The sequence below is a fragment of the Micromonospora sp. NPDC007208 genome, assembly GCF_042869175.1.
In the GTDB taxonomy this organism is placed as follows: domain Bacteria; phylum Actinomycetota; class Actinomycetes; order Mycobacteriales; family Micromonosporaceae; genus Micromonospora; species Micromonospora foliorum.
Genome location: NZ_JBIAFG010000001.1, coordinates 554,233 through 574,820 on the forward strand (window position 1 = coordinate 554,233; position 20,588 = coordinate 574,820).

Consider the following 20,588-nt stretch of genomic DNA (forward strand, 5'->3'; position numbering starts at 1 on the left):
GAGCGCACATGCACCCCGCAACGCCCCCCACCACTGACGCGCCCGTCGGGCGCGCCCACCGTACCCCGCTGCCGCGGCGGCGCCTGCTCCGTGGCCTGCTCGCCGTGACGGTCGCCGCACCGCTGATGTTCGGTGCCGCCGCCTGCGGAGACGACGACGGCGGCGCCGCCGATCCGAACGCGCCGGTCAAGCTCTCCATCTTCTGGTGGGGCGGCGACGCCCGGGCCAAGCTGACCGAGGACGCGCTTGCCCTCTACACCAAGAAGCACCCGAACGTGACCTTCGAGAAGACCTGGCAGGCCAACCAGGGCTACTTCGACAAGCTGGCCACGCTCACCGCCGGCGGCAACCCACCGGACCTGTTCCAGATCGACGACAACTACCTCGCCGAGTACGCGGCCCGCAACAGCACTCTCGACCTGACCTCCTACCAGGAGTCCGGAAAGCTGGACACCTCCAAGTTCCCCGAGAGCCTCTGGCAGTACGGCGTGGTCGACGGCAAGCTCGCCGGTCTGGCCGCCGGGGAGAACACCCAGGGCCTGGTCTACAACAAGACGCTGCTGACCAAGCACAACCTGCCCGAGCCGACCACCGGGATGAGCTGGGAGCAGCACATCGCCTGGGCCGAGCAGGTCACCGCCAAGACGAAGGTGCCCGGCACGCAGGACCCGAGCGCCGACTACAAGGCGTTCTGGGTCTGGCTGCGCCAGCAGGGCAAGGACCTCTACAAGGGCAAGGAACTGGGGTTCACCGCCGAGGACGTGACCAAGTGGTTCGACCTGTGGAAGGGCGCCCGGGACCGCAAGGCCACCCCGACCGCCGACGTCATCCACGAGGGCAACTCCAGCGACATCACCAAGCAGTTGGTGGTCACCGGCAAGGCGGCGACCTCCTGGGTCTGGGCCAACCAGATGCCGGACCTGAAGAAGAACACCAAGGACGAGCTGGGCGTGATCGCCTACCCCGGTGACCCGAGCGCGCAGTGGGCCCGGGCCTCGATGTACTGGTCGGTGTTCAAGGGCAGCAAGAACAAGGACGTGGCGGTCGATGTGATCAACTTCCTGAACAACGACCAGGAGGCGGTCAAGCTGCTCGGCACCGACCGCGGTCTGCCGTCCAACCAGGACCTGCGCCGGGTGGTCAGTGACGACACCACCGACCCGGCGATGAAGCAGTCCATCGCCGTCGAGGCGGAGCTGACCCAGAAGTTCGGCAAGTCGCCGCAGGTGCCGATCAAGGGGCACAGCAAGGTGCGTTCCGAGCTGATCAAGGCTGCCGAGAACGCGCAGTACGGCCGGGCCACCACCGCCGAGGCAGCCGCCCAGTTCGTCGAGGCGTGCAAGTCCGCCATCGCCTGACCGCCCCGCGAGGCGAGGAGAGGAGTTGTTCGTGGCGTTGACCACGGCGCCCGACCCGACCCGACGCGGCCCCGGATCCGACCGGGCCCACGCCGAGAGGCGTGGGCCCGGACGCTTCCGGAACAGCGAAGGTCTGGCGGGGTACGTCTTCCTGTCGCCGTGGCTCATCGGCCTGATGGGTATCACGGCAATCCCCATGCTGCTGTCGCTCTACCTGAGCTTCACCAACTACGACATCCTCACCCCCTTCTCCGAGGTGGAGTGGGTGGGCCTGGCCAACTACGAGCGAATGTTCACCGCCGACCCGTCGTACTGGCACGCGGTGCGGGTCACCCTGACCTTCGCGCTGATCGCCGTACCGCTGAAACTGGCCGCGGCGCTCGGCGTGGCGCTGCTGCTCAACCGCGCCTGGCGCGGCGTCGGGCTGTTCCGCGGGCTGTTCTACCTGCCGTCCCTGCTCGGCGGCAGCGTCGCGCTGGCCATCGTCTGGGTCAACATGTTCAACCGCGACGGCGCGTTCAACTCGCTGCTGAGCCTCTTCGGCATCACCGGCAAACCGTGGGTCAACGACCCCGACTGGGCCCTCGAAACGTTGATGGTGCTGGCCATCTGGCAGTTCGGCGCGCCGATGGTGATCTTCCTGGCCGGGCTCAAGCAGGTGCCCACCGAGCTGTACGAGGCCGCGTCGGTCGACGGGGCCAACCGTTTCCGCCAGTTCCGCAACGTCACCCTGCCGATGCTCTCCCCGGTCATCTTCTTCAACCTGGTGCTGGAGACCATCAACGGTTTCCAGGGCTTCACCGCCGCCTTCGTGCTCAGCAACGGCACCGGCGGCCCGGTCGACTCCACCCTGATGTACACGCTGAACCTCTACATCACCGGCTTCACCGACCTCAACATGGGCTACGCCTCGGCGATGGCCTGGGTGTTCCTGCTCGCCATCGCGGTCATCACCGCGATCTTCTTCAGCACCGGACGGTTCTGGGTGCACTACTCCGACGGGGAGGACCGGTGATGGTGACGGTGACCCCGACGACCCCAGCGCCGACCGCAGCGCCGCCGACCGCGCGCCGACGGCCCGGCGGACGGCCCGTGCTGCGGCTGCTGATCCTGGTGGCGATCGTCGCCGTGGTGCTCTACCCACTGATCTGGATGGTGGGCACCTCGCTGAAGTCCCAGGAGGAGATCGTCAACAACGTCGGGCTGCTGCCCGAGCGGTTCACCCCGGGCAACTACACCGCCGGGTGGTCCAACTTCGACGTCAGCTTCGGCCGGTTCTTCCTCAACAGCGCCATGGTCAGCCTGCTCACCGTCATCGGCAACGGGCTCTCCTGCCTGCTGGCCGCGTACGCCTTCGCCCGGCTGCGGTTCCGGCTGCGCGGCATGTGGTTCGCCGTCATGATCGGCACACTGCTGCTGCCCCAGCACGTGCTGATCGTTCCGCAGTACATCCTGTTCCGCACGCTCGGGCTGGTCGGCGGCGAATGGCCGTACCTGCCGCTGCTCATCCCGCAGTTCCTGGCCACCGAGGCGTTCTTCGTCTTCCTCATGGTGCAGTTCATGCGCGGCGTCCCCCGGGAGCTGGACGAGGCGGCCCGTATCGACGGCGCCGGCCCGTTCGGGATCTTCCGGCACATCATCCTGCCGCTGAGCCGCCCGGCGCTGGTCACCACGGCGATCTTCTCGTTCATCTGGACCTGGAACGACTTCTTCCGCCAACTGGTCTTCCTGTCCCAACTGGAGGACTACACCGTTCCGGTCGCGCTGACCCTGTTCATCGACTCGACCAGCCAGAGCGCGGTCGGCCCGATGTTCGCCATGTCGGTGCTGTCGCTGCTGCCGGTCTTCCTGTTCTTCGTCGCGTTCCAGCGGATGCTCGTCGAGGGGATCAACACCAGTGGCATCAAGGGCTGAACCGGCCGACACCGTCGACACCGGCGGGCGGCGGGACTGGCGCGACGTCGCCCGCGACGCCGCCGACCTCGCGCTGCTCGGCATCCTGCTGACCCTCGCGGCGGTGCCCCTGCTCACCGCCGCCGCGGCGGCGGGCACGGCCAGCGCGGCGGTGCACGACTGGACGCGTACCGGCAGCTGGCCGTCGGCGCGTACGACCCTGCGCCGGTTCGGCCGCTCGGTGCTGCCCGGGTTGCCGGTCAGCCTGCTCGCGCTCGCCGGTGCCGTGCTGCTCGCCGCCGACCTGGCCGCGCTGGCCACCGGCCGGGTGCCGGGCGGTCCGGCGGCGCTGCTGGTGACGGCGCTGATCGCAGCCGGCCTGGCCGGGTACGCCGGGCTGGTCGTCGTCGAGGTGGGCGGCAACGGGGGCGGGCGGTGGCGGGCCTCGGCCCGGTCCGCCGCCCGCGCCTGCCTCGACGCGCCCACCCGCTGGGCCGCGCTCACCGGGGTCGTCGCGCTGGCCGGGCTGCTCACCGTCCTGGTCACCCCGGTCGCGGTGCCGATCCTCGCCGGCTACACCGTGGCCGCCCTGCACGCCGTCGCCGCCCGCCGGCCGGTCACGGCCGACCGCACCGCTCGCCGGCCGGTCTCGACCGCCGTCGTCGGCCGCCGGGAGCTGTCGTGAGTGAGGAGCCGGTGCGGCTGACGGTCGGGGCCACGGAGGTGGCCGAGTACCTGCTCGCCCCGGCGCTGGACCCGCGGCACGGGCCCCGACCGTACCTGCACCCGGTCCGCACCCTCGGCGGAACGGTGGTCACCGACGCGCTCCCCGCCGACCACGTGTGGCACCTCGGCGCGTCCCTCGCGGTGCAGGACGTCGACGGCAGCAACCTCTGGGGCGGGCGCACCTACGTCCGCGACGTCGGCTACACCTGGCGGAACGACCACGGCGTCATCGCGCACACCGGCGAGGTCGAACGGTCCCCGGGCCGGTACGCGCACGATCTTGAGTGGCGCGACCGGGCCGGCCGGGTGCTGCTGACCGAGCGGAGGTGGCTCGACGCGTCGGTCGTCGCGCCGGACACCTGGCGGCTCGAGGTGGAGTCCGTCCTCGTCGCCCCGGACGACCGGGAGGTCCGGCTGGGCAGCCCGGCCACCAACGGCCGCCCGGGCGGGGCCGGGTACGGCGGGTTCTTCTGGCGGGCCGCCGCCGACGGCGAACCGGCGGTGTTCACCGCCGACGCGGTCGGTGAGGAGACGGTCAACGGCAGTGCGGCGCCGTGGCTCGCGCTGACCGGCGTCCGGTCGGGCGGCGGGGCGTACACCCTGGTCTTCACGGGCCTCGGCCGAGACGACCGGTGGTTCGTGCGGACCGGGATGTATCCGGGGGTCTGTGTGGCGTTCGCGTTCGACCGTCCAGCGGTGGTGCCGGCCGGTGGGAGCAGGCACGGCCGGTACCGGGTGTGGGTGGCCGACGGGACTCTCGACCGGGGCGGGGTGGCCGCCCTGGTCGCGGCGGTGCCGTGAGGCCGGCGCGGGCCCAGGGGGTCAGCCGGACCGGTCGGTCAGCTCACGGATTGCCATCTGGTACTCGGCCTGGGTGTGGTACGGCCAGTGGCCCTCGATCGGCGGTGGCACGGTGTCTGCCGGGTCGATGGTCAGGCTGCGGGGGTCACGCAGTCGAGTGTCGATGTCGACGCCGGGTGGTGGGCCGTCCGGGCCCGGAGGGAAGATCGGGCCGCCGATCGGGTCGGTGTCGCGCCACAGGTTGCGCCACCGCCACCCGATCCGCCCGCCCAGGTCGCGCAGTGTCCGCGGCCCGAGGTACGCCGGGTAGAGCCGCGCGTAGGTGCGTTGCAGCGGTGAGCCGTAGGTCAACAGCGAGACCCGGGCCAGCACCGACGGCGGTAGTTGCAGGACGGTGGCGGCGGCGAGCACCGACCCGTGGCTGTGTCCGGAGATGACCACCGGTCCCCGCGCGGTCAGCCCGGTGACCCGTTTCGCCAACTCCGGAACGGCGCGGGCGGCGTAGCAGGGCGGTGCGAACGGGTGGACCGTTCGGGGCCAGAACGTGCCGAGGTCCCACAGCACCGCAACCACCCGCCGGGTCTGGGCCGACCGGTACGCGCGGAAACCGAGGACCATGAGGCTGAGCACCAGCAGGCTGATCACCCAGACGCCGGCGTCGGTGACGTAGGCGGCGATCACGCCGGCGCCGCCACCGTGCCCGCCCAGGCGGTCCGCGAGCTGGGTGGGACCGATCCCGATCAGGTCGAAGGCGACGGTGGCCAGCCCGAGCGACGCGATCAACAGGAACGCGATCAGCACCGGGCCCAACTCCTCGACGATCCGGGACCGGGCGATGGTCTCCCGGACCAGGCGTAGCCGGTGCGCGTCCTGCGCCGACACGTCCGGGTAGTCCCGTTCGATGATCCGCGCCGCCAGCCTCCGGCGCCGCCGCCGGCTCAGCAGGAGGGTGACCGAGGTGACCGCCGCGCCGATCAGCAGCGCGGCGAGCCCGGCGAGCGCCGCCCACCAGTAGGCCACCGGCGGTTCCAGTGGGCCGATCATCGGCGGGTTGGGCCGGATCGGATCGGGGATGTCGCCGTGGTCGAGGGTGTCCGCGACTCGGTAGACCAGGGTCGCGGTGAAGGCGGCGCCGATGCTCACCGCCGCCGCCGCCACGATCGGGGTGCCGAGCCCGCGCAGGACGGGGCGCTCGCCGTCGCGGGCGGCACGCTGACGCATGTACGTGACGACGGTGAGCGCGACCAGCAGGACGCCCTGCGTGGCGACCACCCCGGCGGCAGCGCCCTCGTACCCGGGCAGCTTGCCCAGGCCGACCGGTGTCGGGTCCGCGAGCGTGGCCGCGCCGAGGCAGCACACGGTCACCACCACGGTGGCCGCCCAGAGGGGGCGCAGGAGCCGTCGGGCCCTCGCCGGGTTGGCCGGCACGGGCAGGGCGAGCAGGATCACCGCGACGATGAGCAGCCCGGCGGCGATCCCGAACAGCACGTCGTGACCGGGTGCGCCCACGCCGCCCGGTGTGATGCCGGCGAGCAGGGCGACGTTCAGCGTCCCGATGCCGAGCACCACGTGGAGCTCTCGCAGCCAGCCGGTGGTCTGCTCGTCCTGCCAGAAGCCGGCGTCGGCGAGGCTTGCGTTCCGGCCTCGCGGCGGTCGCTTCGACGACGGGCCGAACCCCTCGAAGGCCCGCGCCGACCGGGTGCCGATGGCCCAGACGACCCGCAGCGCCAGCAGGGGTACGAGCGACAGCAGGGCCAGTCGGGGCCCGGTCGGGAGGACATGCAGCCAGGCGAGGTAGGGGCGGCTGGCCCGGCACCCCGGGTACGGCACACACTGCCAGCCGACCAGGTCCAGCGTGACGCCCACCGCCGCCAGCATGAACGTGGCGGTGAGGGTGCCGGCGAGCAACCGGCACAGCACGCCGAGCAGCCCCCACCGGTCGTGCCCGGGCGGCCGGAGCCAGATCGCCAGGTTGCTCAGCATGAAGGGCAGCAGCAGCAACATCGAGGCCGTCCGTACCGCCGCGCCGGCGGTCAGCGAACCCCAGCGGTACGCCTCGACGGCGACTCCGTCGGTGGCCCCGCCGGCGGTGCCGCTGCCCGGCCGGGGGCGGAAGAAGCCCGCGTGGCTGTTCCCGGCGACCCGGGTCACGATCGGGTGGTCGAGGATCCGTTCGGCGGTAACTCCGGAGATGCCGTGCACGCGCAGTTCCACGGCGTCGCGCCCGGGCGTCCTGTCCACGCCGTCAGGGTCACAGACAATCCACCCGGGCGCTGCCGATACCGCAAACGTCAACGGGTCGGTAGCGCGGCGGTGACTCGGATGGCCTTGACGATCGCCGGGATGGAGCCGATCAACAGCACCAGCCCCCAGATGATCGCGATGATCGCGAACACCAGCGCCGCCACGTCGTCGACGATGCTGACCAGGATCACCGGCACCAGGTTGTGCAGGAACTCCAGCACCACCGTGCACAGCAGGGTGGTGAGGATGAGCAGGACGAGGCCCTTGTTCTGCAGGAAGCGCGGTTGGGCCAGCACCAGCATCCCGGCCCACACCAGCTTGAGCAGCAGCACCAGCCCCAGCAGAACGGCCGCCTCGCCGACCGGGAAGAACCCCCACAGCGCCAGGTACGCCAGGGTGCCGAACGGGACGGCCAGGAAGAGCGACACCATGATGGACAGCTCCACGAACGCGACGACAAGCGCGACCAGCCCGATGATGATCAGGATGATCGAGAAGATCAGGCTGGCCACACCCTGCACCCGACCCTGCACGCGCTCGGGCAGCAGTAGACCCAGGCAGAACAGCCCGGTGCTCCAGACCGCCACCGCGTCGATCAACGCCAGGTAGCCGGTGCCCCGACCGGACGGTTCGCTGACCCCGGACACGTCGTCGATCTCCACGTCCAGCGCGCCGGCGCTGTCCGCGAGGGCCGCACCCGCGTCGGCGCCGCCGAGCAGCAGCCCGGCACCGAGCTCCACCCCGACCGCCAGGACGATCGCGAGCATGGCCATCAGCAGGAACGGCTTGCGCAGGTCACCCACGGCGGCACCTTCCTCTCGGTCCGGATCGGGTCAGGACGTGGCCACGACGACGGTGCAGCCGCCCAGGCCGGGGCAGACCAGGCCCACCTCGGTGGCCTGGTCGACGGCGATCTTCGCCACCGCGCCGGTCCCGTCCGTCGCCGGCTCGACCTCGTCGCGGATGGTGAGGTCGGCGTCGCCGGGCGCCGGGGCGACCACCGTGAACCGGGCCGTGCTGCGCAGCACCAGGGTGCGCAGCCCGCCGGGGTCCGCGACCCGCACCGAGCAGCTGCCGGAGAACGCCAACCGGCCCGCCTCGTCGGCGCAGTCGGCGCTGACCGTCGCCGGATCCACCGCGGACCGTTCGCCGCCCAGCGCGCCCAACCGGTCGACGAACCCGTGCCGGGCCCCCGGATCACCCTGGTCGTCGCGGCCCACGCCGACCGCGACCACGAACAGCGCCACCAGCAGGACGGCGAACAGCCCCAGCAGCGCCTTCTGCCGACCACTCATCGCGCCACGGCCTGCGCCACGACCTCGGTGAACCGGAACGTGTCCACCCCGGCGAAGTAGGAGTTGGTGCCCTGCGTCTTGCCGACCACCAGCAGCGTGACCCGGTGCGCCCCCTTGGCCAGCCGGACCGTGCCGACGTCCAGGAGTTCCGTCTTCCGCACGGTCGGGGTGAAGCCGAGGAACGTGCCGCCGATCTGGTTGCCGTCGATGGTGAAGACGGTGTTGGCGTAGTCGGGGGCCGTGGTGCGAACCGTGGCGAACCGCCAGGTGCCGTCGGCCGGGATCTGCACCGTCACGGTGACCTGGTCGCCGATCGCCAGCCCCGTGAAGAACAACTGCTTGTTCTCCGACCAGGTCACCTCACAGCAGTTGGGCTGCGCGCCCACGGCCGCCTTGCTGTTCTGCGGCGACTTGATCACCGCGCCCTCCACCAGGCTCTCCGCCTCGACGGTGACCACCCGCGGCTCGCCGGGGGCCGGCTCGCCGTCGCGGGTCAGCAACACCACCCCCACGGCGACCACCACCAGCACCAACGCCGCGGCGGCGGCGATCCACAACCACGGGGTACGCCGTGGCGGCGCGACCGCCCGCACCTCGTACGTGACCCGGCCGCTGGAGCGGGAACTCTCCTCCGGCGCGGTGTTCGCCGAGTACGCGAACCCGGTCATGTCGTAGCGCCGGGGCGGGGTGCCGGCCGGCACGGCGAGTTTGACCAGGAACGACACCGATCCCTGGCCGGGTACCACCCGCTGGGGCTCGGCGACGGTGAACCACGCCCGCTGCGAGCCGTCACCGGGCGCCACGTCGAACACCACAGTGTCCGGCGCGTTGCCCGGGTTGGAGACGGTGAAGGTCAGCTCGCCGCTGTTGCGCGGGTCGAGGGTGAACTGCTCGGCGGCGGCGACGACCGCCCACTCGGTGGTCATGACGACTCCTCTTCCAGGACGATCTCGACGGTGGCCGAGGCGGGTTTCTCCGCCTCGACGATGCGGGTGATCACGGCGAGCTGACCGGCGGCGGCGGTCGGCACCCGCACCACGACGTGGAAGGCCCGCTCGGCCGGCTCGTCGATGGCGAAGCCCGACATCCCGGTGGCCAGTTCCAGAGCTCTACGCATTCCGTACGGGGTGCCGCGCCAACGGGCCAGCAGTGCGGCGTTGGCCACCAGGTCGCGCAGCCGACCCACCGGCAGCGGCAGCGGGGCGTCCGGCCGCGGCGAGGCCACCACGTGGTCCATCGCCACCCAGCGGGTCAACCGCACGACCAGCCCGTCCGGCGCCCGGTACGGGTCGAACAGCGCGTCCACCTCGGCGAGGATCGCCTCGTCCGGGGCGTGCAGCCCCTCCATCACGTCCAGCAGCGCCCAGAGCACGCTGCCCGGCACGCAGGCCCGCTGGTAGGCGGCGGGCAGCAGCCGTTCAATCGCCGAGCGTCGCATCCTGGCGCACCACCTCGATGTCGTGCTCGCCGGAGCAGAGCAGCCAGGTATCCGGAACGGTCACCACGTCGGCGGTGGCCTGGTTGGCGCTGGGCGTCCAGGTGACGGCGTCGGCGCTGCGGTGCACGCCACGTTCGCCGCTGGCCAGGATCAGCCGCTCCGCCGCGCCGGTGCCGCCGGGTGCCGCGCCCCCCGCCGTCGCGCTGCCGGCCGTCGGGCCGCTCACCGCGATGGCGTCGACCGGCACGAACCGGGTCCGGTCCCGCAACGGCAACCCGCAGTTGACGGACACCGTCTGCCACTGCGGCTGGGCGGCCAGGGTGTCCAACCGCAGCACCCCGCCGCTCTGCGTGGCCGCCACCGCCTGCTGACCGGCGAACGCGAGGTCCCGGCAGGTGCCGCCGATCCACCCGGCCTGCATCGACTGCCACTTCACGTCGGACTCGAACAGCCGCGTGCGGTGGCAGCCCTGACCGGGCTTCCTCGGGTCCGGTTCGCCGGCGCCGCTCCACAGCAGGGTGGCCGGGCCGTCGTACTGCACGGCGAGCACCCGGTTGTCCACGTTCGCCAGACCGACGTGGGTGAAGCTGCCCGGTCGGCCACCGCTGGTCGACAAATACACCCCGAAGCTGGCCTGCGCGGCCACCGCGACGCCCGGCGCGCCCCGTTCCGAGACGAACGTGCGCACCGCGTAGAAGCCCCGGTCGGCGTCGGACGGGTCGACCAGGATCTGCAACGGCACCGCCCCGGGCAGCAGCGACACCTCGTACAGGCCGGTGTCGGTGGCCACCAGCAGCGCGCCCGCGCCGTCGCGGTCCAGCCAGGCCACGTCGGAGATCCGCGCGTCCAGGTCGGTGAGCAGTGACCACGTCTCACCCAGGTCGGTGCTCAGGTGCACCCGGGAGCCGCCCGAGGCCCGCAGCGTCACCACGGCCACCGAGCCGGGACGCGCGACGATGCCGGGCCGTACCGGCGCGGGCGCGGGCGCCACCCGCAGCACCGTCTCGTCGTCGAAGCGACCGGCCGGTTCCCAACCCGCGCCGCCGTTGCTGGAACGGAACAGCACCGGGCCGCGTCCGGCGTACCAGGTGCGCGGCTGGTACTGGTCGACGGCGAGGGCGCGGACGTCGGCGTCGGGGGCCTCGTCGACCACGAACCGCACCGACTCGACGTAGCGCACCCCCGGCTCCGCGTGCTCCAGCAGCCGGTACACGTTGGAGGCCCGCAGTGGCTCGCCGAACGGCCAGCCGGTCGGGTTGAGCGCGGTGGGCAGCGGGCTCAGCGTCTGGTGCAGCCGGTCGTGGATGCGGCGCCGGACCGCGTCCACGTCCTCCTCGCGGCGGACCACCACCCGGGCCCGCACCGACACCGCCTTGAACCGCGCCCAGGTGGCCCGGGAGCGGATGCCGACCATCCGGCGTTCCTCCAGGTCCGCCTCGACCCGGTGGCGCGCCTCGGGCACCTCGTGCTCGCGCAGCACCGCCACCGGCAGCCGACCGCCCGGACGGGCCGCCTCCGGTACGTACGGCACCAGCACCACCTCGACCTCGCCCGGCCGGGCGAAGCTGTACACCGCCGCGCGGGTGAACGCCCGCGCCCGCGCCACCGCGCCGGAGCTGGTCGCGAGGACCTCGAAGTCGCGGGCGGTGACCGCCCGCTGCTGGGCGAAGAACTCGTACGGGCCGCGCAGCAGCACCGACTCCAGCGCCTCCATCTCCCGGCCGCCGGCGGCCGGGGCGGGGTTGTCCACGCGTACCCCGGGTAGGGGGTCGCGCAGGCTGGTCAGCGTGCCCGCCGCCACGTTGCCGGTGGGCCCGCCACCGGCGCGGTACCAGAGCCGGATCTGCCGTCCGGCCGGCGGCACGGCCGCGACGGTCACCGGGGTTGACCCGACCGGCGCGGGCTCACCGGGCGGGGTCGCCCCGGCGGGGGGCCGCAGGTCGAGGGCCGGGGCGAAGGTGACAGTGCCCGAGCAGCGGTCGACCAGGTACGCCTTGGCCTGCGGGCCGAGTCCGGCGAAGCTGTCCACCGGCTGCCAGATCTCGAACGTGCGACCGTCGTACTCACGGGCGGCCGCGCCCAACTCGACCGTGCCGGCCGGCACCTCCACCCCGAGCAGCAGGTCCAGCGCCTCGGCGGTGTGCGTCAGCGGGGCGTGCGCCGCGCGCAGCACCTGCCCCGGCTGGCCGGTGCCCACCCCGAGCAACTCCGCCTCGACCGGTTCGCAGTGGTGCATCCGTACCGTCACCGACGTCTCGTCGGCGGGCAGCAGCGTCGGCTCGGTGGTGACGAACACGACCGGCCGGGGGTCCGCGCCCCGGGCTGCCGCGACCCGCAGCCCGGCCGGGATCCGGACCGCGACGCGGTCGGTGCCGGTTCGGGTGAACCGGACGTCCGCCCAGGCCGCGGTCGGCGCGTGCCGGGTGACCCCGAGCAGGTTCAGGAACGAGACGTACGCCTTCTCCGGCAATTGGTTCAACCGGTAGATCATCACCTCGGTGAGGTGCGCGAACGTCTCCACCAGCGCCATGCCGGGGTCGTGCGCCGACAGGTCGGTCCACGCCGGGCAGGACTGTCGGATCCGTTCCCGGGCCTCGGTGACCAGGTCGAGGAAGCCGCGATCGTCCAGGTGCGGCACGGGCAGCGTCATGAGGGGCCTCCCTGGGCGGGCTCGTCGGCCGGGAGCAGGTCCACGGAGAAGACCAGTTGCCCAGGTGTCAGGCTGGCCCGCACCCGGTAGTCCAACCGGATCACCAACCGCCACGCGTCGTCCGGGTCCGGCCCGGCGTCCACGTCGATCACCTCGACCCGGGGCTCCCACCGGGCGATGGCCTGCCGGACGTAGTGGATGGCCAGACCGGCAGTGGTGTCGTCGTTGGGCGCGAAGACCAACCGGTGCAGCCGGGAGCCGTACCCGGGTCGCATCAGACGCTCGCCCGGAGTGGTCGACAGGAGCAGGAACAGCGCCTGCCGTACGCTCTCGTCGCCCTCGGTCATCGCCAGCCCGCCGGCCGCGGTGAGCGCCAACCCGCCGGTACGGCCGGCGTCGAAGCCGGCGCCGACGAAGCGGAAGGCCCTCATCGGTCCGCCCCCAGGAACTGCTGGCGGGGGTCGCGCACCGTGTGCTTGACCAGCCCCGGCGGTGTGCCGTTGGTGAACCCCTCCAGGTGCGACAGCACCACCCGGTGCCCGTCGACGCGGACCCAGTCGCTGTAGCCGACCCGGACGGTCAGCGTCGTCGTGCACGGCTTGATGGTCGGGCCGTAGTTCGGGCAGGCCACGATTGTGCGTCCCTCCGGGTCGTCGTCGACGAGCACGGGCACCCCGGTGACGGTCACCCACTGCCGCGAGGGTCGGTTCTCGACCCGGCCGTCGTGATCGCAGGTGATCACGGAGTCACGGTGGATCCAGCGCATCAGCCGCCTCCTTGGTGGTGGGCGCGGGCGAGCGAACGGGCCTGCTCCGCCGCGGTGGTCGGGTCCTCGGTCGAGTCGGCGTGCAGGAAGTCCACGCTGCGGGCGCGCACCACCATGGCCCGGCCGGGTGCGGAGATCACCAGGTCGGACGCGGCGTGCAGGGTGGCCAGGTCGGGGGTCAACTCCAGGAAGCTGCCGCCCTCGGTGCCCAGCCGCAGGCTGCGCCGTACGTCGTCGACGACGATCGACTGCCCGCCGGCCGTGCGCATCGTCCAGCGGCGGGCCTTTCCGTCGTCGATGCCCGCGTCGTACGGCTCGACGGCGCCGAACAGCGAACCCAGCACGATGCCCGAGGCCGGCTCGCCGCCGGGCAGCACCACCAGCACGGTGTCGCCCGGATCGGGGAGCGCCACCAGACCCTTGCCCGGCCCGGCACCGGGGCAGAGCACGGCGAGCCAGCCGGCGTCCAGGTCCCCGTACGCCGGCAGGGTCAACCGGACCCGTCCCAGCCCGTCCGGGTCGGCGACGTCGGTGACGGTGCCGAGGGTGACCACCGCGCCGCCGGTCGGGGTGGTCGGGGTGGCCGGTGGCACGGTGGAGAAGCGGGTCAGGTGCCCATCGCCGTCCACTGTGTGCACCACCTCGGTCAGCACGTACGCCCCGGCGACCGGGTCGGGCACACCGTTCAGGGCGATCCGCCGGCCCGGCCGTAGCGCCGGATCGCCCTCGGCCACCCCCTCGGCCGTGACCAGCGCCGCCGCCCGGGTGTCTAGGCGGGCCTGGGCCAGCGCGGTCAACTCGTCGTCGCTGCGGCCGGGCTGGTCCACGGCGGTGCGAACGCCGTCGGCACCCACGTCGGCCGGGTCCGGGCGGTCGGCGGCGGGCCGGCCGCAGCGCGCCTCGTCGACCTGTTGGCTGATCGCCTCGGCCCGCTGCGGGTGCCAGCCCAGGGCCGCGCTGGCACCGCTGGCCTGGTCGGTGTTGGTGGACAGCCGCAGGGTGTGCACGCCCGCGCCGAGCGTCAACGCGACCGGCTCCCCGTAGCCGGCGAGGGTGACCAGCCGGACCCCTTCACCGTCGGCGGCCAGGTGCAGCCCGGCCCGGCCGGCCACCTCGCGCAGCAGCTCCAGATCGCTGTGCCGGTGCTGGAGCAGCCGCTCTAACCGAGGACCGTCGACCTCGGCGGTCACCGCCAACCCCACCGCGCCGCACAGCTCCCGGGCCAGCTCGACGGCGGTCACCGAGGTGAAGACCCGCAACCCCTGCCGCTTGCGCAGCCGGTGCAGCGGGTCGTACGCCCGCAGCCGCAGCACCGCCGCCCCGTCGGCGGCGTACTCCACCTCCACGCAGGTGACCTCCCCGCTGAACAGGGCGTCCGCGTGGTCGGTGAGCCGTACGTCGAGCGCCGTGCCGGGGCGTACCGCCGGGTCGAAAGCGCCGGTCCCGGCGGTGGTGGCCAGCACCAGCTCGGCCTGGGTGGGCTGGTCGAGCCGGGCCGCCACCCGCAGCGAGCGGACCCGCTGCCGGGCCGCGCCGACCAGCTCGACGCCGTCGAGCAGGACGACCAACGCCCGGGGCGCGATGCTGGTCACGGCGTACCTCCGGGGTTGCCGGACCCGCTCGGAGCCGCGCCGGTCGGGCCGGTCGCCGCGTCCCACGACGTGCCGGCGATCGAGCCGCCCACGTACGACGCTCCCGCGCCCACCGCGCCGGCCACCGCCCGCGCCAGCCCGGTCACCGAGCCGGTACCGACGGTCGGTGGGACGGCCAGGGTGGTGCCGGCCGGCACGGCGAGGGGATCGGTGATCCGGTTGTGTTCGGCCAGCAGCCGCCAGCGCAGCGGTGAGCCGAGCGCGTCGTTGGCCAGCAGGTCGAAGCGCACACCGGAGCGACCCGGCTCGGCCGCGCCGTCACCGGCGGCGATCACCGCGCTGCCCGGCGCGGCGGTCGGGGTGCTCGCGGCGGCCAACTCCTCGGCGAAGCCGGCCTCGGCCTGATCGGCCGTCTCGGCGGCGCGGACCAGCTTCAGCCGCAGCCAGGACCGTCGCGGCGACCCGGTGCCGGTGAACGCGTCGAACCGTTCCGCCACCGCGATGATCACACCGGGCACGTTCCAGGTCTTGCCCCAGACCAACCGGACCAGCGGCGGTCGCAGCCAACCGTGCTCGGCGGTGGAGTTCTCCGCCAGCATCCACAACGGCCGGGTGAGCACCCGGACGTCGGCCGGACGCAGTTGCGCCTCCACGAAGTCGACGTCGAAGAGCAGGTCGAGCACCAGCTCGGTACGGCCGCCGCCGGTGAAGACCAGCGGGTCGTCGGCCAGGCCGGACCCGGTGAGCTGCCCACCGCCGGCACCCCGTTGGCGTACGCCGGCGAGCCGGGTCACCTGCACGGTCTCCGGGTTGAGCAGGCAGTCCACCCGAACGCCTGAAGAGTCGATGAGGAAGGCGACGCGCTCCATCAGTCGCCCGCCTGTTCCCGGTCCAGCCGGGTCAGCTGGACGGTGTCCAGCGCCGCGCCGGCGACCGACCACAGTGCGGTGTCGTCGGGCAGCGCCGGCCACGGGTCGACGACCCTCACGGCCACGTCGGGTGGCCCGTCGAGGCCCGGCACTCGTCCGCCGCCGGCCGCTCCCGTTCCGGTGCCGCGAAGCGCGTTCGGATGTCCGGGTTGTGCGGGCTCGCCGGGCAGGGCCAGCCAGGGCCCACCGTCCGCGACGCGAGCCAGGTCCCCACGCGCAGAAGTCGACGGGTTCCGGGCGCTCGTCGCCGTCGTGCCGGTCCAGGATGCGTCGAACTCACCCACTGTCGGCCCGGCCGGACGCCCGTACGACGCCGCGTCCACCTGCGACGCCCGTGCCGTGCTGTCGCTCCGGCCGGCCGGGTACCCGCGCTGGTCCGCTCCAGGCGGGGGCGAATCGTCAGCCGAGCCGTCCGGGAACCCGTCGCGGCCACCGGAGAGCCGGCCGGCGGTGGGTCGTACGGGGGACGAGCCCGGGGGACGCCCGGGGCCGTGGTCGACCTCGCCGAGCGACTGTGCGTCCCGGGGTGGGTGCGGCGTGGTTCGGATGGCTTCGGCCTCCGACCGGTGCGCGCGACCGCTCGGCGATGTGTGCGGCCCGAAGACCATGGAGCGGACCGGCTGCCGGGAGCCATCCGACCGGGGCAACCCGCTCGCGTCGAGGGCCGCGGTGTCGCGTCGGGCCACGGTGTCGCCTCGGGCCGCGGTGTCGCCTCGGGTCGCCCGCCGTACCGGAGGCGTGGCCGCGCCCGGTCCCGCCGGCCAGGTCGGACCGGCTGGCGGGGTCGACGTGTCCGGCCAGGTGGATCCGGACGACGGGGTCGTCCCGTCCGAACCGGACGAAGGCACCCCGCCGCCGGGTGGGCCGGCGGCACCGGTCCCGGTACCGTCGGGCCGCTCACCGGCCCGCGACGGGCGGCCCGACCTGCCGGTCCGGCTCTCGGCACGCGACCTCGTCGGCCCCCGGTCCCCGCTCGCGCCGGGACCGCGCCCGTCCGCGCCGCTCACCCGGACGGAACGGCCCACGTCGACCGCGTTGTCGAACCTGCCGAGCCTGGCGCTTGCGCCGGGGTTCGCGCCATCGGCGTCGACCCGACCCGTTGGCTGGTCCCGTCCGCCGTCCCGGGCTCCGGCCTCGGCGGTGCCGGTCGGGGACGGGTCCAGGTCGAGGTCGTGGAGCAGGCCGGGCGCGTGGGCGGCGACCAGGTCCAGCCAGTGCTGTGGAGGTTCCCCGAAACGGCGTGGTGTCGCCGTGGGCGTCTCCGACGGCGGCGGAAGGTGGCCGGCGGGCTCGACCCGCCCGGCGAGGCGCTGCACCGCCCCGGCCGCCGAGCGCAGCCGGACGGCCAGCCAGCTACGCGGGTGTCGGCGCGGTGGCACCGCCGGTCTCCAGCTCCAGGCCCTCGTAGCGCAGGGTCAGCGAGGCGATGGCGATCTCGTGGCTGAGGGTGTTGAGGTGCATCCCGCGCCACCGGGTGGGCCAGCAGTCGATCAGGTTCCAGCGCAGCACCTCGGCCGTCCCGACCGAGTCGAGCAGCACCAGGAGACGTTGCGCCGGTTGAGGGTGCCCTGGGCGGTGGCGTTCACCCAGTCCCACAGCTCGCGGGAGGCGGTGAGGCCGAAGTGCAGCGTCACCGGCTCGTACTCGGCCTGACCGGGCACCATCCGCATCCGACCCAGGCCGTGCTCGCGGTACGGCTGCCCGGGGATGTTGACCTCCAGCCCGGTCATCTCGGTGAAGTGGCCGTTGGTGACGCCGTTGATGAGCAGTCGGAAGTTGTACGCCCGGTACGGGTCGACCGGGGCGCCGGGTTGCGGGGTGGCGGTGGTGGGCATGTCAGCCTCCGATCGTCTCGGTCTCGGTGCCGCCGGCCCACTGGCTCAGCTTGAACACCACGAATTCGGCGGGCTTGACGACCGCGATGCCGATGTGGGCGATCACCATGCCGGCGTCGCGGACGTCCGGCGGGTTGGTCTCCTCGTCGCACTTGACGAAGAACGCCTCCTCGGGGCTGCGCCCCAGCAGCGCGCCGTCGCGCCACACCCGGGTGAGGAACGCCCCGATGTCGCGCCGGATCGAGCGCCAGAGGGTGAAGTCGTTGGGCTCGAACACCATCCACCGGGTGCCGTTGGCGATGGCCTGCTCGATGGCGATGCTGAGGCGCCGGACGTTGAGGTAGCGCCACTCGCTGGCCTCGGCGGCGAGCGTACGGGCGCCCCAGACGCGGATGCCCTCGCCGGCGAAGTAGCGGATCACGTTGACGCCCTTGGGGTTGAGCACGTCGTGTTCCGGTCGGGTGACCAGGTAGCCCAGGTCGACGGCGCCGCGCACGGGTTCATTGGCCGGGGCCTTGTGCACGCCGCGCAGGGCGTCGGTGCGGGCCCAGATGCCAGCCAGGTGCCCGCTCGGCGGGGTGAGTTCCAACTCGCCGCTGATCGGGTCGCGGACCCGCAGCCAGGGGTAGTAGAACGCCCCGAACTCGGACTGTCGCGGCCGGTAGGCGGCACCCTCGTGGCCGCCGGAGCCGCCCGGTTGGGCCGGGCCGCCGCCGGGACCGCCGCCCGTACCCTCGGCGGGCTTGGGGGGTTTGCCGGAGGACGGCGTGGCGACCCGGGTCAACGCGGAGATGTCGTCGATGTCCGGCGCCGGGTCGCAGATCGCGACCATGGTGCGGGTGCGTTCGGCCATGCTGAGCAGCGCCTCGTGGGACACCACGTCGTGGAAACCGGGCGCGGCGATGATGGAGATCTCGTCGACGGCCTCCAGCAGTTGCAGGCCGCCGCGCCGCTGCCCGGAGCCGGTGATCGCGCCACCCTCGCCGACGTTTACCACCCAGCAGCGGGCGCCACCGTTGTCCAGGAAGCCGAAGACCGCCCGGGCCAGCGGGGTGCTCTCCACCCGCTCCCCACCGGCGAAGAGCCGCAGGAACTCCGTCCAGTTGTTGACCGGCACCGCCTTGCCCAGGTGGGCGGAGCGGTCCGGGGCGACGCCGACGAAGGCGGCGATGCTGGTGCTCGCCGGCCCGATCGGTCGGGCGCCGCTGGGGACCTCCTCGACATAGATGCCGGGGGAGAAGTAACTGGGCATCGATCCTCCTGTGCCTGTGGGTGTCAGTGGGTCGGTGGCGCGCAGACGATGACGATGTCGTCCTCGGCGGGGTCGACGTCGGCGGTGAGGACGAGCCCGCGTCCGGTCAGCCGCAGCCGGACCGGGCTCGGGTGCTCGGGGTCGTGCGGGACGCCGACGATCAGGAACCGGCCCTGCGGGTCGGTGCGGGTGGCGGACCCGGTGCCGGGCAGTTCGACCCGCATCGCGGCCAGTGGCTGGTCCTGAGGGCCGACCACCCGTCCACTGAGGCTGCGCACGTCGAGTTGCCGCAGCCGCAGTGGTTGCAGCACCGGCGGCGCGGCCGGAGTCGGGTGGTCCACCTGCGCCGCCACGTCGATCAGCAGCGCCGGCCGGGGCGCCGTCCCGAACGCCGTCCACAGTGGCGCGTCGCCGGCCTCCAGCACGACCGGGTAACTACCGTCGCTGGTCGCGGCGGTGAGCACCCGGTCCAGCCGGGGCAACCCGGCCGGACCGGTCACGCAGAGCAGGTGGCGGACCGTGAACCGGTACGGTTCGCGGACCGCGCCGCTGGAGCGGGTCTGCCGGGCCGGGCGTAGCTCCATCGGCCAGAGGGTGAGCCCGTCGGCGTCGTCGCAGGCACGGGGCGGCCCGACCGGGACGGGTTCCCCCGCGGCGCTGGTCACCCACGCGACCAGCTCGGCGGTGGCGGTCTCGATCGGTCCGCGCCCGTGGGTGCTCATCGCGGCGGCGTCCCCTGGATCCGGTACGCGATGGCCTCGTTCCAGACGTGCGGATAGACGCCGATCTCGAAGTACCGGGTGAAGCGGTTGATCGGGGCGTTGGTGTGGTCGTGGTAGAGCAGCCACACCGGCGCGATGGTGAACAGGACGTAGTTGGCCAGGACGAGGGGAATGTAGAGCGGCCCGAGCAGGCGACCCTGGAAGATGTGCACGTCCTCGTGCCGTTGGATGCCCGAGCTGGACCCGGCGCAGACGGTGCCGATGGTGGTGGCGTACCGGGGTGAGACCCCCTCCACCACACTGACCCGACCGCTGCCCAGCGACGTGGGCCGGTCCAGTGAGTGCCCGAAGACCAGGTGCACGGTCAGGTAGATGGCGCCGACGAGCGTGTTGAGCAGACTCCAGGTGTGGTCGACGACGAAGAGGAAGATGCCGCGGGCGTCCGAGGCGTACACCCCGGCGGAGGCCACCGACCAGCCGAAGACCGCGCCGACCACCAGGCCCACGACGGCGCCGATCAGCAGCCCGATCGGGCCACCGGCGAGGAAGCCGAGCAGGGCGCCGAAGCCGACCTGGATGGCCGCGCTGAGAATTCCGAAGACCATGACGACACCCCTCAGACCCAGGAACGGAAGACTCGGGGCTCACGACCCTGCGCAACCTGGGTCGGCGACGGCTGGGTCGCCTGCCGGTTGCCGGGCGGGAACTGGTTGACGCCGAGCGCGGCGGAGAAGATGACAAGCGCGTTGAAGAACGCGATGACCCACTTCTCGCCGCCGGCGTCGTCGGCGAACGCCGCTGTCAGGTAGGACAGCAGCAGCGCGATGGCGATGGCGATCCACTTGCGGAGTTTGTCGCCGCTCGGGCCGATCAGCCCGCCGATGACGTTGGTGGCCAGCAGGGTGGCGGCGCTCGCGCCGGCGATCGTCCCCAGGGCTGCCCAGGTGAAGAGATCGTTCATGACGATCCCCCTTTTCTGCGATGGTGCGACCGGGATGTGGTGGTGGTGAGGTCCGGTGCCCCGCGGGGGGCACCGGGGCCGGTCGCCGTCGTGTCGGGGGCGGCCGGGGCCGGGCGTGGCCGGCTG

20 protein-coding genes and 1 pseudogene are annotated in these 20,588 nt (G+C 73.0%); 5 read left to right on the top strand and 16 right to left on the bottom strand.

The features are described from left to right. Positions 1–8 precede the first annotated feature (8 nt). From ACFYL6_RS02305 to ACFYL6_RS02325, 5 genes are read left to right on the top strand one after another with little or no spacing between them, the layout of a single operon-like run. Positions 9–1,358 carry an ABC transporter substrate-binding protein gene (locus ACFYL6_RS02305; RefSeq protein WP_387166311.1) on the top strand — a complete coding sequence of 450 codons (1,350 nt, stop codon included), beginning with the start codon at positions 9–11 and terminating at the stop codon, positions 1,356–1,358. Positions 1,359–1,389: 31 nt separating this feature from the next. Then, positions 1,390–2,373: a carbohydrate ABC transporter permease gene (locus ACFYL6_RS02310; RefSeq protein WP_387166313.1), complete on the top strand. Its 984-nt coding sequence runs from the start codon at positions 1,390–1,392 to the stop codon at positions 2,371–2,373. Then, the gene (locus ACFYL6_RS02315) at positions 2,373–3,272 is read left to right on the top strand and encodes a carbohydrate ABC transporter permease (protein WP_387166837.1); all 900 of its coding nucleotides are present in this window, start codon (positions 2,373–2,375) and stop codon (positions 3,270–3,272) included. Before ACFYL6_RS02310 ends, ACFYL6_RS02315 begins: the two co-directional genes overlap by 1 nt. Then, positions 3,256–3,936, top strand: coding sequence for a hypothetical protein (locus tag ACFYL6_RS02320; RefSeq protein ID WP_387166315.1), 681 nt, complete (start codon positions 3,256–3,258; stop codon positions 3,934–3,936). The genes ACFYL6_RS02315 and ACFYL6_RS02320 overlap by 17 nt, the downstream gene beginning before the upstream one ends. Next, on the top strand, positions 3,933–4,778 hold the full coding sequence (locus tag ACFYL6_RS02325; protein WP_387166317.1) for a PmoA family protein: 846 nt from the start codon (positions 3,933–3,935) through the stop codon (positions 4,776–4,778). The genes ACFYL6_RS02320 and ACFYL6_RS02325 overlap by 4 nt, the downstream gene beginning before the upstream one ends. Before the next feature lie 21 nt (positions 4,779–4,799). Here the strand turns inward: ACFYL6_RS02325 and ACFYL6_RS02330 are convergent, their stop codons facing one another. The 16 genes and pseudogenes from ACFYL6_RS02330 to ACFYL6_RS02405 form a co-directional block, all read right to left on the bottom strand. Further along, complete coding sequence (locus tag ACFYL6_RS02330; protein WP_387166319.1) at positions 4,800–7,019, bottom strand: hypothetical protein; 2,220 nt, start codon at positions 7,017–7,019, stop codon at positions 4,800–4,802. 50 nt (positions 7,020–7,069) lie between these two features. Continuing rightward, a complete protein-coding gene (locus ACFYL6_RS02335) occupies positions 7,070–7,825 on the bottom strand; it encodes a hypothetical protein (protein ID WP_387166321.1) in 756 nt (251 codons plus the stop codon). Between the two features lie 30 nt (positions 7,826–7,855). Then, the gene (locus ACFYL6_RS02340; RefSeq protein ID WP_387166323.1) at positions 7,856–8,317 is read right to left on the bottom strand and encodes a hypothetical protein; all 462 of its coding nucleotides are present in this window, start codon (positions 8,315–8,317) and stop codon (positions 7,856–7,858) included. Further along, positions 8,314–9,243, bottom strand: a complete 930-nt coding sequence (locus ACFYL6_RS02345) for a hypothetical protein (RefSeq protein ID WP_387166325.1) — start codon at positions 9,241–9,243, stop codon at positions 8,314–8,316. The genes ACFYL6_RS02340 and ACFYL6_RS02345 overlap by 4 nt, the downstream gene beginning before the upstream one ends. After that, complete coding sequence (locus ACFYL6_RS02350; RefSeq protein ID WP_387166327.1) at positions 9,240–9,755, bottom strand: phage tail protein; 516 nt, start codon at positions 9,753–9,755, stop codon at positions 9,240–9,242. The genes ACFYL6_RS02345 and ACFYL6_RS02350 overlap by 4 nt, the downstream gene beginning before the upstream one ends. After that, positions 9,736–12,405 carry a putative baseplate assembly protein gene (locus tag ACFYL6_RS02355; protein WP_387166329.1) on the bottom strand — a complete coding sequence of 890 codons (2,670 nt, stop codon included), beginning with the start codon at positions 12,403–12,405 and terminating at the stop codon, positions 9,736–9,738. Before ACFYL6_RS02355 ends, ACFYL6_RS02350 begins: the two co-directional genes overlap by 20 nt. Next, entirely contained in the window at positions 12,402–12,836 is a 435-nt protein-coding gene (locus tag ACFYL6_RS02360; protein WP_124823053.1) for a GPW/gp25 family protein, read from the bottom strand. The genes ACFYL6_RS02355 and ACFYL6_RS02360 overlap by 4 nt, the downstream gene beginning before the upstream one ends. Next, a complete protein-coding gene (locus tag ACFYL6_RS02365; RefSeq protein ID WP_112623928.1) occupies positions 12,833–13,171 on the bottom strand; it encodes a hypothetical protein in 339 nt (112 codons plus the stop codon). Before ACFYL6_RS02365 ends, ACFYL6_RS02360 begins: the two co-directional genes overlap by 4 nt. Then, positions 13,171–14,763, bottom strand: a complete 1,593-nt coding sequence (locus tag ACFYL6_RS02370; protein ID WP_387166332.1) for a contractile injection system protein, VgrG/Pvc8 family — start codon at positions 14,761–14,763, stop codon at positions 13,171–13,173. The genes ACFYL6_RS02365 and ACFYL6_RS02370 overlap by 1 nt, the downstream gene beginning before the upstream one ends. Further along, positions 14,760–15,632, bottom strand: coding sequence for a hypothetical protein (locus tag ACFYL6_RS02375; protein WP_387166334.1), 873 nt, complete (start codon positions 15,630–15,632; stop codon positions 14,760–14,762). The genes ACFYL6_RS02370 and ACFYL6_RS02375 overlap by 4 nt, the downstream gene beginning before the upstream one ends. Next, positions 15,632–17,071, bottom strand: a complete 1,440-nt coding sequence (locus ACFYL6_RS02380) for a hypothetical protein (protein ID WP_387166336.1) — start codon at positions 17,069–17,071, stop codon at positions 15,632–15,634. Before ACFYL6_RS02380 ends, ACFYL6_RS02375 begins: the two co-directional genes overlap by 1 nt. Continuing rightward, positions 17,046–17,527: pseudogene (locus ACFYL6_RS02385) on the bottom strand (phage tail protein). Before ACFYL6_RS02385 ends, ACFYL6_RS02380 begins: the two are co-directional and overlap by 26 nt. A 1-nt stretch (position 17,528) precedes the next feature. Then, positions 17,529–18,779 (bottom strand): phage tail sheath family protein, encoded by a 1,251-nt coding sequence (locus ACFYL6_RS02390; RefSeq protein ID WP_387166338.1) that lies wholly within the window; start codon positions 18,777–18,779, stop codon positions 17,529–17,531. Positions 18,780–18,802: 23 nt separating this feature from the next. Continuing rightward, entirely contained in the window at positions 18,803–19,501 is a 699-nt protein-coding gene (locus ACFYL6_RS02395) for a carboxypeptidase-like regulatory domain-containing protein (RefSeq protein ID WP_387166340.1), read from the bottom strand. Continuing rightward, positions 19,498–20,106, bottom strand: coding sequence for a glycine zipper family protein (locus tag ACFYL6_RS02400; RefSeq protein WP_387166342.1), 609 nt, complete (start codon positions 20,104–20,106; stop codon positions 19,498–19,500). The genes ACFYL6_RS02395 and ACFYL6_RS02400 overlap by 4 nt, the downstream gene beginning before the upstream one ends. 11 nt (positions 20,107–20,117) lie before the next feature. Then, complete coding sequence (locus ACFYL6_RS02405; protein WP_196923244.1) at positions 20,118–20,462, bottom strand: hypothetical protein; 345 nt, start codon at positions 20,460–20,462, stop codon at positions 20,118–20,120. Between the last annotated feature and the right edge of the window lie 126 nt (positions 20,463–20,588).